We start from the raw sequence: 13,907 nt of genomic DNA on the forward strand, positions 1-13,907 counted from the left end.
ATCGCAGAGGAGCTTAGGTATGGGTTATCGCAGATTTGCTGTCCTCATTAGCCGATATCCGCGGTTCATTATTCTCTGCTGGGTGTTTATCATCGGGATGTCAGCCGTTTGGGCGTGGAAGTTGCCTGACATTGTTCAAGATCACGGATTGAAACGGATTCACGGTGATGCGCAAGCGGTTGAGCTTGTTCTGAAGGACGAGTTCGGTTCTCCTGCGGATCCAGTTATTCTGGTTTTTGAGAAAAAGGAAGCTACCTCACCAGCAGAGTTCCGGCAGTGGATCAGCGATTGTCTGACACAGGTCCAAGTGTTGCCTGCGGTTACCTCTATTACATCCCCTCTTGATACCAGGGAAGGGATGATGCTGAAAGACAATATGGCTTATGCCCTTGTGAACATGGATGTACCTGCGCATCAGATGAGTCATCCACTGGAGCAGTTGCGCGCCGTGCTGACAATAGACGGTCCGGGTACGATCCAGTTAACGGGAAAGGCGGTCGTGCAGCAGGACGTGAATCGTCTGAGCTTTCGGGACCTGGAACGGGCAGAGATGGTGGGAATTCCGATTGCCCTGATCGTTTTATGTTTTGCATTCAGGGGTCTATATGCCGCATGGATCGCCGTCATGATGGGAATCAGTACTGTCATTACAGCGATGGGAGTCACGTCTCTCCTTGGCTATCATCTGGAACTGTCCAACTTTATCATTAACGTAATTCCTATGGTGGGCATGGCACTTAGTATAGACTTTGCCCTGATCATCCTGAGTCGGTACAGGGAAGAGCTTCAGCGGGCCTATGAAGATGAAGGCGAAACTAACAATCTGGGCAGCAGTATGGTTCTGCAGAGCGAGGTTCTTCAGCGAACACTGCGTACTGCTGGCAGAGCGGTGTTGTTCTCGGCAGCTTGCGTGCTCCTTGGACTGCTGGGTCTGCTCTGGATCAGACTACCGATGTTTCTGAGCGTATCCTTGGGGGCCATTATCGTGCTGCTTCTATCGCTACTGTTGAACGTAACGCTGTTGCCAGCCCTGCTTTCTCTGTCTGCGGTTCGGGTCTTCAAGCGGAAGTCAGTCCATTCGATACCCAGACGCTCGATCTGGTATACCTGGTCAGCGATGGTCATGAAACGACCCGTCAGAATGGCGATTGGGGGGACGGTTGCGCTGCTCCTGTGTGTCTATCCAGTGACCCGGCTGGAACTGTCCATCCCGGATGCCTCGTCATTGCCAGAAAGAATGGAGTCCCGCCAGGCAGCAGAGCAGTTACAGCATGATTTTGGACAAAAGAATACCTCCACCATCGAGATGGTGATTGGCGGACAGCAGCAAGCTTTGACTGCTTCTCACTGGCAGATGGCCCATAACAAAGTACTTCAACTTCTACAGGACTCCAATGTGGTGAGCATTGGTTCACCATGGGGCCTGTTCCAACCGAATCAAAAGGGTTCACCAAGACATTTCCGAATACCTTCGTCATTGACTTCTTCTACAGCGGGCAGTGAATCGCATCCGACGCCATGGATGCGTTCAACTGTCTCTGATCATTCGATTCGATTAATAACCACCGTATATGGAGAGCCTGGTTCGGAACAAGTTACAGACTGGCTGGAACGAATGAGCAACAGCGATTACGCGCTGGGTTCCAAAGACGTAAAACTTCGTTATGGCGGTGAAGCAGCCAAGCAACATGAAATTATGCAGGAAGTCACGCAGCAACTGCCCAAAGTACTGGTATTTGTAGTAGTATCCAATTATCTTGTACTGTTGGCAGCATTTCGATCTCTGCTCATTCCAATCAAGGCCATTTTGATGAATTTGCTCAGCTTAGCCGCTTCTTTTGGCATATTGGTGTGGGTGTTTAATGAGGGCCATCTGGGGATGGAACCGTCAGCCATTGCCATTATGATTCCTGTATTCATTGCGGGATTGGTGTTCGGTATATCCATGGATTATGGGGTATTTATGCTGAGTCGTATTCAGGAAGTCTATAGACGAACCGGAGACAGTGACATGGCAGTTCAACAGGGATTGGCCTCTACAGGCCGTCTAATTACCTCCGCCGCAGCCATACTGCTTGCGGTGACCGTACCGTTTGCTTTTGCAGAAATCGCAGGTGTAAGGCAGTTGGGGATCGGAATCACGGCAGCAGTACTGATTGACGTTACGCTGATCCGCCTAATATTGGTCCCTGCCCTGATGAAGTTAATGGGCAGATGGAACTGGTGGTTACCAGGTCAGTTATAATGAAGGGTATTTCCGAAACCTGTCACCAGGTTGGAGATATCCTTTTTTGGCTAGCAATCGTGTGATTCCATTCAAAACAGGCAAACATGTTCAATTCATAAGTGACATAGATGTTCTATAATGGACTGGATTAATCGAATATTTCGCTCGGTTGATCATCTACGTTATCCTACGAAAACAGGAGGGACACAGGCCCATGTCGGATATTGAAGCCTACCTGCAACAACAAACCAATCTTCGTGGCCGTTCCGCTTATCATGCTGATCAACCCCTAGAGTTATGGCGCAGTCAGCTGCGTACACGCGTAAAAGAACGACTGGGTGGTTTTCCAACGATGGCGGCAGCACTTCATCCTGTATTACTGGAACGCAACTCATGTGACGGATATATACGGGAACGGATCGAGATCACGACCTATGCAGGACTTCGCATGCCTGTATATGTGTTGATTCCAAGAGATATCGGCGTTACCGATGGGAAGAGACCTGCTATTGTAGCATGTCACGGGCACGGGTATGGCAGCCGGGAGATCTCTGGTATGGAACCGGATGGGTCGCCACGGACAGGAGAGCCTGGATTACACAAGGATTTTGCAGTTGCTCTAGTGAAGCGGGGTTACGTGGTTGCGGCTCCAGAGTTGCTCGGATTTGGTGATCGCAGACTGGAGGAAGATCGTGAAGCGCCACCAGGTGCAAGCTCCTGTACGAAAATTGCTTCGCATCTGCTCATGGTGGGGCAGACCCTTGCCGGGCATCGGGTATATGAAACAACGCGAGTACTGGATTATTTATCGACTCGGCCTGATGTGGATTCGCAGCGAGTCGGAAGTATGGGGATTTCTGGCGGTGGACTTGTTACCGCATTTACAGCTGCGCTGGATGAACGTTTCCGTGCAGTTGTAGTGAGTGGTTATGCAAGTACATTCCATGGCAGCATACTGGATCGGAACCATTGTCTGGACAACTATGTGCCAGGTATTCTGCGTGAAGCGGATTTGCCGGACATCATCGGTCTGATTGTCCCTAGGCCCCTTTTTATTGAAGCAGGAAGTGATGACCAGGTATTTCCGCTCCATGCAGCAAGAGAGGCCTATAAGCGACTGACACACATCTACGAACAGGCGGGAGCAGAGGAATCGCTGGATGCGGATTTCTTTACAGGTGGACATGAGATTAGCGGAGCAAAAGCATATGACTGGCTTGATCAAGTGCTGTGAAGCTGAGGCTTATTACCATCTATATAAGTTGAACTAATCATTTACACGATAACGGAGAAGATAGAAAAAACCTGAAAAAGCGAAGCTACAAGCTTTCTGCAAGAAAGCTACTTCGAAAGCATACACTTCGCCTAAAAGCTTTCTGAAAGAAAGCTACATCGGAAGCATACGTTATCACCGGATTTTCCCTTGAGAATGCCTCAGGGGCGGGCAACGGACTTTAATTCAGCCAACGTACATCAAGCGGAGAACCGCTGGTACAATCCATCCACTCGTGCTCTTGCTCAGGAAGAGGGGGTTACCCTTGTTGAACTGAACAAGCTGAGTTCTGCCTATTTCACGTCCATTGGTCCTGCGGCAACACTTGCTCTGTATATGACAGGGGATAGTCTGCATCCGAATCGTCAAGGGGCTGCCGAGCTTGCACGTATTGTGGCTGCGGATCTGAGAAGACAGGGACTGAATGGATTCTGACTTTACTACTTAATCAGTCTGCATAATCAGTGCTTGATATGATCCGTGTATGAAAAAGTAAACAAATACCCCCGGGAACATGCCGCGAAACGGGCAGCTGATCCTCGGGGGTATTCGTTATGCCCAGGCTGGGGATTACTCCATCATGTCCTTGGCTTCATGGTTCACTTTTTTCCCTTTTAACAAGGGTTCCAGTTCATCTTGCACGCTCTGCTCCCACAGGGGTACATCTGTGCGATAGGCGGCCCGACCATTCAGATGTCCGGCGACCGGAGCTGTGATGAATACAAACAGGATACCTAACAACAAGCGGGCACTGATATAGTTATCGAAGTACCAGAAGTAGAAAAATGTAGCACTTAATACACAGAACACACCAAGTGTCATACTTTTGGTTGCGGCATGGGCACGTAGATATACATCAGGCAGACGAATAAGTCCGAATGCGCTGAGTGCACTGAGTAGTGCACCGAGCAGTACGAGTAGACCTATAGCGGTTTCAGCGGCTACTTTAACGATCTCCATCATTTTTGAATACCGCCCCCCGTTCAATATAACGTGCAAATGCCACTGTACTTAAAAAGGCTAAAATGCCAATCAGCAAGATAATATCCAGATAGGCTTGGGTTTGCAGCATCATCGACAGAACGGCAACGATGGCAATCACATTGATACCGATGGTATCCAGTGCCGTGATCCGGTCAGCCATGGATGGTCCCCGCAGCACCCTGTACAAGCAACCCAGAATGGCTAAGGAGAGAATGAGCAATGAGATGAACAACAGTGAGGATAACATTAACGCGTCACCTCCATAATTGCTTTTTCAAATGTATTTTGGATATCATCTCTCATTTTCTGTTCATCCTTGATATCCAGTGCGTGAATAAACAGTTTGCGTTGGTTACCCGAGATCTCAAGCGGCAGAGAACCTGGTGTCAATGAGATGAGTAAGCAGAGCAGAGTAACTTCCCAATCCGAGGACAATTGAGTTTTATACGTAAAAATACCGGGCCTTATATCTAACTTTGGCTTGATAATCTGGCGTATAACCTCAATGCTGGCTCGCACCAGTTCCTTGAACAGCAGAGTAATCAGTTTGAAGATGGCCCAGACTCGCACAACATAGAAGCGCTGGGGGAAAAATCTGCGCATCCCCCCGATGAGAAGCAGTCCGAGCAGGTAACCTATGAGAAAACCAACACCATTCCAGGCATTGTTCAGAAACATCCATACAAAAGCAATGATAAGATTCAGTACAATCTGAAAGGCCATAGACATCTACTCCTTCAATACGGCATCAATATAAATATTGGGATGCAGTAAAATATCGCCTGCGCGGGAGGTCAATTGAAACATGCCTTCAGCCCCCACACCCATTACGATGATGAATACAAACAGAATTCCGGCAGGAATCAGCAGGCCGTTCACCGCGTAAGGGCGTCTTATAACCCCGGCAGGTGGTTCGCCCCAGAACGCTTGTATGAAGATGCGTAGTACCGAATATAACATTAGCAAGCTGGACAGTACGGCAATGCCGGTCAGGCCATACAAGCCTGCTTGCAAGCCGCCTTCGAAGAGAAGCAACTTGCCCGGGAACCCACTGAATGGAGGCAAGCCTGCCAAGGCAAGTGCACTAATGAAGAACATCCAGCCGAGTAACGGATAGCGGTGTATCAGGCCACCCATGTTGTCAAGTTTTGGTGTTCCGGCAACAGCGATCAAGGCGCCGCCGAGCAGGAAGAGCAATGTTTTGATCAACATATCATGCAGCATATAGAAAAGCAGACCTTCCAGTGCAGGGCGACTGGCCGAAGCCATACCGAAAGCGACAAAGCCAACACCTGCGACCACGTTGTAGATGAGAATCTTGTTCACATCGCGGTATGAGATCGCACCGATGACACCAAGGACCATCGTTGCACCAGCCATCCATCCGATTAGAGCATGGAAGAAATCTGGATCATGATAGAAGATCAGTGTGAATGTTCGCACAATGGCGTACAGGCCAACCTTGGTCAACAACCCTGCGAACAGTGCAGTGACAACAGCGGGTGGCGCGGCATAAGAGCCGGATAACCAGAAGAACAGGAACAATCCGGCTTTGATGCTAAATACAATCAGGAAGAGTACGGCAATCAGGGTAATGACCCCGCTCTGTCCCACTTCAGCAATCTTTACAGACAAGTCTGCCATGTTCAGTGTGCCAGTAATCGAGTAGAGGAAGCCGATGGAAGCGACAAACAGTGCTGAAGAAACGATGTTAATCAAGACATATTTGATCGTTTCCCGAAGCTGTCTTTCCGTACCTCCCAATACGATCAGTGCATAGGAAGAGATGAGCATCAGTTCAAAGCAGACGAACAAATTGAACAAATCACCGGTTAGGAATGAACCGTTAACGCCGGCGATCAGGAAATGAAAGAACGGATAGAAGTGATGCTCTTCCCGTTCCTGGTTCACACTGCGGAACGCATACAGCAGGCAGGCCAGCGCAATGATGGAAGCGGCAACGACAAGTAGCGCCGAGACCATGTCTGCAACAAGCACAATACCATATGGAGGTGCCCATCCTCCCATATTCAGCGTGAGAACTCCGCTTTGGGCTACTCGCGTTATGAGTATCGTTGAGACCGCTGCGGTGAACAAAAGTCCGAAGACACTAATGATCCGCTGGATGTTCGTTTTCCGGAAAAACAGAAGAGCCAGAACACCTGTAATCAATGGCAAGAGAATCGGCAGAACGACGAGATTATTCATATGGGCGCCCCCTTACTTCTTCCATATCGTCTGTTCTCAGCTTCAGATAGGAGCGATAGGAGAGAACAAAGAAGAAGGCAGTGAGCCCGAAATTAATAACAATTGATGTTAATATCAACGCCTGAGGAAGAGGATCCACATAGCGTTCAGCCATCTCCCCAAGCAGCGGTGGTGCCCCGGTTTTGAGACGTGACATGGTAATCAACAACAGATGCACACCATGGGTCAGTATGGACATGCCAAGAACGATGCGGAGCAGGCTCCGCGACAAGATTAAAAAGACGGCAACCGCAAACAGAATGCCAACGGCCACACACATCAATATTTCCATATCAACGATCCTCCCCGATCTGTAGAATGATGGTCATGGTGACACCTAGGACAGCGAGATACACGCCAAGATCAAACAGCATGGCCGTGGCGAGTTCGGTCTCTCCCAGCAAAGGAAGTTCGAAATAGCCGAAGGTTTGGCTGAGGAACGGGACTCCGAATATAAATGAACCCGCGCCCGTCAGTAGGGCTATTCCCAAGCCGATTCCTGTTAGAATACGGAAATCTACGGGTAACGCTTTGCGTATTGTATCCGTACTGAATGCCAGGGCAATCAATACGAGCGCTGCTGCGGTTACCAAGCCGCCGATGAAGCCTCCGCCCGGATTGTGATGTCCTGCGAAGAACAGATGCATGGCGAACGTGAGAATAATGAACACAACGACCTTGGTGGTCGTTTGCAGCAATACATCATTACTTTGCAAAGGGACAGTGTCCCACGAGGATGAGCTGCGTTCGCGGTTACCATACTTTTTCGTATTGTCCGCTGCATCATCCAGATCAGGCTCGGAATCCTGAGTTTCGTCCTTCTTGCGGAATTTCAATCGGGCTCCGAGATCCTTTGCTTCGAGGTTCAGATTAATCATGGAGTAGATGGACAAGGAAGCAACACCAAGCACCATAATCTCCAATAACGTATCGAAGCCACGGAAATCTACCAGCAACACGTTCACGACATTTTTACCACCGGCCGAATCATAGGCTTCCTGAAGGAAGAAAGTAGATATGCTGTCGAGTGATGCGGTGCCGCTTGCAGCCAGTGCAACAAAAGTCATCACGACACCTACTGCGATCGCTACGATCATATTGACCGTGAGATAACGGCGGCTCGATTTGCCACGTTGCAGTTCAGGCAGATGGTAGAAGCAGAGCAGGAACAGTGCAACGGATACCGTCTCAACAATCATCTGCGTCAACGCCAGATCCGGCGCCCGGAAGAGTACAAACAGCAGAGTTACAAGGTAACCAACTGCTCCGGTCATAATGACTGCCGAGAGTCTGTTCTTGGCAAAAGGAATCGAAACTGCAGCACCAATGAGTGTGACTAACAGTACAACCTCATAGAATGAGTAGGGCGCATTGCCCTGCAGATTCCATGTGATATTTTCGCCTGAACGGAAGAAGGCATAGACCAGTAGCGCAACCGTGAATGAAAATATATACACAAGATAATTACGAACCGAGCCATTCATATAGGCTTCCGTCCATTTGCGTGCATAATGCTGGAGATTATCCAGTACGACATGGTACATATTGTTAATCGTTAATCCTTGCGGATAGTGCTCATAAATATTCCTCCATCGTGGCAACAGCTTATAGAGAGTGATTCCTAGAATCACGACTCCGATCGTCATAATCAGTTCCGGAGTCCATCCATGCCACAGAGAGAAATGTACATCGAAGCGTTCGTTCCCATTCAATAGGGAAGGAAGCACAGCGGCCATTGCCGGTTCGATCAGTGATCCGGCCAACAGGTTCGGAAAGAGTCCGAAGACGATGACAAGAACACCGAGTACAACGGGCGGAATGAGCATACCGGCGGGCGCTTCGTGTAACTTCTCGGCAGGGATTTCGCTTTGGCTACGACCGAGGAATGTTTTGAACACGATAATAAGTGCATAGATCAGGGTAAACACACTTGCAAGCCAAGCAAATACCGGCAATAGAACACTCCAGGATCCAAGTCCAAAGATTCGCAGATGCGTGACTTCGACCATGGCTTGGAAGAATAGCTCTTTGCTCAGGAATCCGTTGAATGGTGGAATACCTGCCATGGCAAGTGAGCCGACCAATGCTACGGTGAATGTAATTGGCATGAACGAAGCAAGTCCACCGAGCTTCCGAATGTCACGTGTGCCCGTTTCATGATCGACAATGCCTACGACCATAAACAGAGCGGCTTTGAATGTCGCATGATTAAACAGGTGAAGCAGCGCAGCGGTTATCGCTACGGTGTACATTGCAGAGGACTCGCCATATCCGAAGTAGAGAGCAGCAGATCCAACCCCTAGGAGGGACATGATCAGGCCAAGCTGAGAGATGGTGGAATAGGCGAGAATCGCTTTGAGATCGTTCTTTTTCACGGCCAGGAATGATCCGTAACACAAGGTTAGAAGACCAATGCCGGTAACGAGCCAGAACCAGAGTCCCTGTCCACCGAAGATCGGTGTGAAGCGGGCTACAACATACAGTCCAGCCTTGACCATAGTGGCTGAGTGCAGATAAGCACTCACAGGTGTCGGAGCTTCCATGGCATCCGGCAACCAGATATGAAACGGGAATTGCGCTGACTTGGTGAAAGCTCCAATCAGAATCAAGACAAGTGCGGGCAGGAAGAGAATGCTCTCCTGAAACTGTCCCAATCCGGCAATGGTTCCGCGTATGCTGAATGTTCCCGTGATGAGATACATCATCATGAAACCGGTCAGCATGGCGAATCCGCCAAATACGGTGATCAGGAAGGACTTTTGTGCTCCTGACGTCGAGGCTTTACGTTTGTAATGAAAAGCAATCAACAGGAAGGACGTAATACTGGTTAATTCCCAGAATCCGTATAGCACGATCATGTTATCAGACAGTACCACACCCAGCATGGCTCCCATGAACATCAACAGATACAGGTAGAAGCGGTTCAGTGCTTCTTTCATATCCATGTAAAAGATGGAGTAGAGAACAACCAGGACACCGATTCCGGTGATTAGCAGTGTCAGCATCAGGCTTAGACCATCCAGATATAAGTTAAATCCAATGTCCAGTGATGGGATCCATGGGATATTTCCGGATACGTTATTGCGCTGGGATACAGCGGGTATGAGGCTCGAAAAGTATACAAATAATAGTGCCGGGACAAGGAGAACCGGCCATCCCAGATGGTTTTTACGGAAGAAACGATGCAGCATGGCAAGGAGAATGCTAGCGGCAAAAGGCAGAATAACAGCAACATGAAGCAGGCTCAACATTACACCCCCAATGTTTAGTATTTCGACTATTCTCTCTGTGACATACAGGCGCATATTCCTCAAAGGATATGCTTGCTCTCTATATTCATAACCCAAGTATGTATATACAGAATCGTGTCTATTCTTTGAATGGAAGGAACACGGTGAAGATTTCAGTATAATATTGTATGGGCATGTATAATAAAAAAACACACAAGTTCCGATAAAGATGAAAACGATTAGGTGACATTCCGTGTACTCTTTGCAGCATAGTTATGTTGAAAAGCAGATGGTTTCACCGTGTAATGGAGGAAGTAATGTCATTCAAAATTAGAACTGTGCTTACTGTCATCTTTGCTGTGTTATCCTTGCTGGTTACCCTGACGATTGGGTCTATTTTTAGCCAAAAGTCATTTGTTGCTGTAGAGACTGAGATTGGTCACTCGCTTACAGGCACGGCCTCACAGGCTTCGGACAAGCTGGATCGATTCATGGCCGCTCGTGCGGGGGAACTGGACCTGCTGGGCCGAATGGCTTCGTTGGAAGATGGATTCCAACCTGATGAGATTCAGATGCTGCTGGATCAGTTACAAGATAGCTTTCCCTCATTCTCATGGGTTGGATTCATGGACCCCAAAGGAAAAGTTTTAGCCGCGACGAATGGGATCTTGATTGGTGAAAATTTATCGGAGAGACCTGTGTATCAGGAGGGCATTAAGGGTAAATTTATTGGAGATGTGCATAATGCAGTGCTTCTTGCCAAGCTGCTTCCGAATCCAACGGGGGAGCCGTTGCAATTCGTTGATATCAGTTTTCCCTTAAAGGATAGCAAAGGTCATATTCGAGGTGTGCTCGCTGCACATTTAAGCTGGGCCTGGGCGAAGGAAGTCGAGGAATCAGTGCTTGCTCCGCTCAAGCGGGAGGAAAAGGACATTGAGTTCTTTATCGTGAGCAAAAATGAACATACGGTACTGCTGGGGCCTAAGGAATGGATCGGTAAACCGCTCATGTTACCCGGTATCGCAGAGGCTCAGCTTAACAAAAGCAGTTGGTCCATTGAAAAATGGCCTGATGGAAATGACTATGTCACAGGTTTTGCCTACAGCCAAGGTCACCTGGATTATCCCGGATTAGGATGGACCGTAGTCATTCGTCAAGTCAAGTCTACTGCATTTGCCTCTGTATTTGATCTGATGTGGTTTAATGTGTGGGCAGGGCTTGCTGTCACCTTGCTATTTGCACTTATTGGCTGGTTTGTTTCTCGTCTGATCTCTGCCCCAATAGTTCGTCTCACCAGAGTAGCCAATCGACTGCGAGTAGGAGACGCTCTTGAGATTCCCGAGAATAAAGGGATTAAGGAAATCGAAGTGTTGTCCCGATCCCTTCGGGATATGGTGACCTCTCTTATGAATAAAGACTCGGAGCTGGTCGTGATGCAGAATCTGGCACATTTTGATCAGTTGACCAGTCTGCCGAATCGTACTGCACTTGAAGTGTATCTGGAAGAGTCTTTGGAGACCGAAAGTGAAAATCATACGCTGACTTTTCTCTATCTGGATCTGGATGGATTCAAACGTGTCAATGATACACTTGGACATCAGGTTGGAGATGTTCTGCTACAGAAAGTGGCCCAGCGTCTGTCAGCTCTTGGTCAGGAGAAGGGCATAACGGTTCGCTTGGGCGGAGATGAGTTCCTGATTGTACTTCGCTCTGTTGGAAGTCAACCGAGGGAGGAAGCCAGCGCTTATGCAGAAGCGATTATTCAAAGCCTGAACAAGCCGTTTATTATTGAATACGAGCGAATTCAGATTGGATGTAGCATCGGAGGGGCTGAATATCCAACCAACAGCGGCAACCCAAGTGAGATTATCCGGATGGCGGATGAAGCTCTGTACGAATCGAAACGTGCAGGCAAGAATAGAATGACATTTTATTCCGAGTTGAAGCAGGGGAGTTAGCATATAATAGTATTAGCTGAGTGATTCCAATCACCTTTGTATGATTCTGTGTATAGACAAGGAGGGGTGAAATGTCTGGAAAATATGCATCGGTACCTTACGGGTTTGAGCCGCCTGCGGCCAGCCATAAAGGGACACTGACGTTTTATGACTCGTTTGAACATGTAACCGATGAACAACTTGAACGAGCCGCTGCAACGGTAGATACTCGTTCGTTTGTACAACTCGTGCTATATCCATTACACGAGAGCACATATAAGCGGATGAGCCGGGATCCGATTCAGGCATATTACAAAAGAGAAGACCGCCTGCATGATTGGCGGCGGGAACATCCAACCTTACGCATACGTGTGGAAGGTCTGGAGGGCAAGAGAAAGAAGTATACGCCTGTGGACAGCGCGCTGCGCCATATTACTGCGGAATACCAGGCTCCTCATTTTCTGTATATGACAGTGGAGATGGCGAATCTATTCGCTTCGTTCGATTCCTTTAAAGATTGGATCAAGGAACTGCGTCTGATCATCGACGGATCGTCTGAAGATCTGCATCCAAGGCTGGAACAAAATCGCCATCGCTGGGAATGGGCAGAATGATGATACAGACATAGTGGTAGGTATAGGTTTAGGGGGAAGATCGGCTATTGATCATAAGCAAACCCAAAAAAAGTTGTGTTGTACAACCGTAAATTCGGTGTACAGCACAACTTTTTTTAATGTTTTTCCAAGTAGAGCTATGTCAGGTCAAGGGACGTTACGGTTTTATTTTTACCCGTTCGTTTGGCTGCATACAGACAGGCATCCACTTCTTCAAACAACTTGTCTTTGCTTAGATTGGGACTGTAGCTTTTGAGGCCAATACTCACCGTAATGGAAGCTCCTTCAAGTTCCAGATGGCCCATCAGGGCAATCTTCTGACGAATCTGTTCCACCAGAGCGTAGGCCTGCTCGAAAGACTGCTCAAACATCAATAAGGCGAACTCTTCGCCCCCATACCGTGCTGCTATGTCACTTGAGGTAATGTTCTCCTGAATGATCAATGACACCTTTTCGAGAATAATGTCTCCAACCCGATGACCATATGTGTCATTAACGGATTTGAAATCATCAATATCGATCAGGGCCAGATGCAGACTCATGCCACTATTGGCGTACTCAAATGCTTTTTCATAATAATCCTTGAAGGAGCTTTGGTTATAGAGGTTGGTTAAACCGTCTGTTTTGGACTGTTTGGTCATAATGGCATTTCGCACAATAAGGTCCTGCTTGGCAAGCATGCTGGCTTGAAGATCGTCGAGCACCTCGACTCCACTGGTTACGATAACCTGCGCTACATATGTACTTAGGATTAGAAAAGCCGGAATGGATACCATGTCAAATGAAGATAGATATAATCGGTAGACTGGATCGAACAGAACCAGGAAGTAACCCGTCATCTGCATCAGGAAGACAATCCAGACTCTCTTTTTACTGAAGAACAGCACCGAAGCGAAGATGGGTAACAGGCAGATCGCTAATATAATCCGAATGTCATAGTTGACATGAATAATTGTCCAGGCGATAACTGTACTTGCTACAGACATGGAATAGAAGGAAAATGAACTAAAACGACGATCAATCCAACTCGCGATCAAAATACAAGCACTGCTGATCGCAGTAGGCCAAAACAGGACATTTATCATGAAATCTGCAGGCGTGCGATCATACTCCAGAAACAGGAAACAGCCAATCTGAATGGCTAAATGTGCAATAATGACAATCCAGTAGGCATAAAGCATTTTTTTGATCCATTTGGAATGTTTGAATTCGTATTCTGTTGGAATGTGGCTATTGTGCGTATGGAAACTCTTCATATATCACCGCTGACTGCATCATAATGATACGACAGAATTACTCTCGTATATGATGATTATAATTCACAATGAACAAAACGCAAATCATTATATTCGTAGCATGAGAACTAAGCTTACATAATATTACAGAGAAATACAA

General features: G+C 47.8%; 11 protein-coding genes and 1 pseudogene. 5 read left to right on the plus strand and 7 right to left on the minus strand.

The window, feature by feature from the left end; all coding sequences use genetic code 11:
* The first annotated feature begins 19 nt into the window (after positions 1-19).
* From WFI24_RS07580 to WFI24_RS07590, 3 genes and pseudogenes are all read left to right on the plus strand, one after another.
* Positions 20-2,245, plus strand: a complete 2,226-nt coding sequence (locus WFI24_RS07580; RefSeq protein ID WP_336759774.1) for an MMPL family transporter — start codon at positions 20-22, stop codon at positions 2,243-2,245.
* Between the two features lie 196 nt (positions 2,246-2,441).
* Positions 2,442-3,461, plus strand: a complete 1,020-nt coding sequence (locus tag WFI24_RS07585; protein WP_336759775.1) for a dienelactone hydrolase family protein — start codon at positions 2,442-2,444, stop codon at positions 3,459-3,461.
* Between the two features lie 189 nt (positions 3,462-3,650).
* Positions 3,651-3,935, plus strand: a pseudogene (locus WFI24_RS07590) (esterase); the annotation flags it as partial.
* Positions 3,936-4,070: 135 nt separating this feature from the next.
* Here WFI24_RS07590 and mnhG read toward each other — a convergent pair.
* Genes mnhG through WFI24_RS07620 form a run of 6 tightly spaced genes read right to left on the minus strand, consistent with a single transcriptional unit; the run spans position 4,071 to position 9,979 of the window.
* Positions 4,071-4,463 (minus strand): monovalent cation/H(+) antiporter subunit G, encoded by a 393-nt coding sequence (mnhG, locus tag WFI24_RS07595; RefSeq protein WP_017688856.1) that lies wholly within the window; start codon positions 4,461-4,463, stop codon positions 4,071-4,073.
* Positions 4,447-4,731: a Na(+)/H(+) antiporter subunit F1 gene (locus WFI24_RS07600; RefSeq protein ID WP_017688855.1), complete on the minus strand. Its 285-nt coding sequence runs from the start codon at positions 4,729-4,731 to the stop codon at positions 4,447-4,449. The genes mnhG and WFI24_RS07600 overlap by 17 nt, the downstream gene beginning before the upstream one ends.
* Complete coding sequence (locus tag WFI24_RS07605; protein WP_047842677.1) at positions 4,731-5,207, minus strand: Na+/H+ antiporter subunit E; 477 nt, start codon at positions 5,205-5,207, stop codon at positions 4,731-4,733. The genes WFI24_RS07600 and WFI24_RS07605 overlap by 1 nt, the downstream gene beginning before the upstream one ends.
* A 6-nt stretch (positions 5,208-5,213) precedes the next feature.
* On the minus strand, positions 5,214-6,692 hold the full coding sequence (locus WFI24_RS07610) for a Na+/H+ antiporter subunit D (protein WP_076217030.1): 1,479 nt from the start codon (positions 6,690-6,692) through the stop codon (positions 5,214-5,216).
* Positions 6,685-7,023 (minus strand): Na(+)/H(+) antiporter subunit C, encoded by a 339-nt coding sequence (locus WFI24_RS07615; protein WP_036608715.1) that lies wholly within the window; start codon positions 7,021-7,023, stop codon positions 6,685-6,687. Before WFI24_RS07615 ends, WFI24_RS07610 begins: the two co-directional genes overlap by 8 nt.
* 1 nt (position 7,024) lies before the next feature.
* Positions 7,025-9,979: a Na+/H+ antiporter subunit A gene (locus WFI24_RS07620; protein ID WP_336760261.1), complete on the minus strand. Its 2,955-nt coding sequence runs from the start codon at positions 9,977-9,979 to the stop codon at positions 7,025-7,027.
* Between the two features lie 299 nt (positions 9,980-10,278).
* On the opposite strand from WFI24_RS07620, the gene WFI24_RS07625 reads away from it, so the two are divergent.
* Together WFI24_RS07625 and WFI24_RS07630 are read left to right on the plus strand one after the other, a co-directional pair.
* Positions 10,279-11,919 (plus strand): diguanylate cyclase domain-containing protein, encoded by a 1,641-nt coding sequence (locus WFI24_RS07625; protein ID WP_336759776.1) that lies wholly within the window; start codon positions 10,279-10,281, stop codon positions 11,917-11,919.
* Positions 11,920-11,990: 71 nt separating this feature from the next.
* Entirely contained in the window at positions 11,991-12,512 is a 522-nt protein-coding gene (locus WFI24_RS07630; RefSeq protein ID WP_336759777.1) for a hypothetical protein, read from the plus strand.
* Positions 12,513-12,649: 137 nt separating this feature from the next.
* On the opposite strand, the gene WFI24_RS07635 is transcribed toward WFI24_RS07630, so the two are convergent.
* Positions 12,650-13,768 (minus strand): GGDEF domain-containing protein, encoded by a 1,119-nt coding sequence (locus tag WFI24_RS07635; protein WP_336759778.1) that lies wholly within the window; start codon positions 13,766-13,768, stop codon positions 12,650-12,652.
* Positions 13,769-13,907 lie beyond the last annotated feature (139 nt).

The sequence above is a fragment of the Paenibacillus sp. USHLN196 genome, from assembly GCF_037144955.1.
GTDB lineage: Bacteria > Bacillota > Bacilli > Paenibacillales > Paenibacillaceae > Paenibacillus > Paenibacillus xylanexedens_C.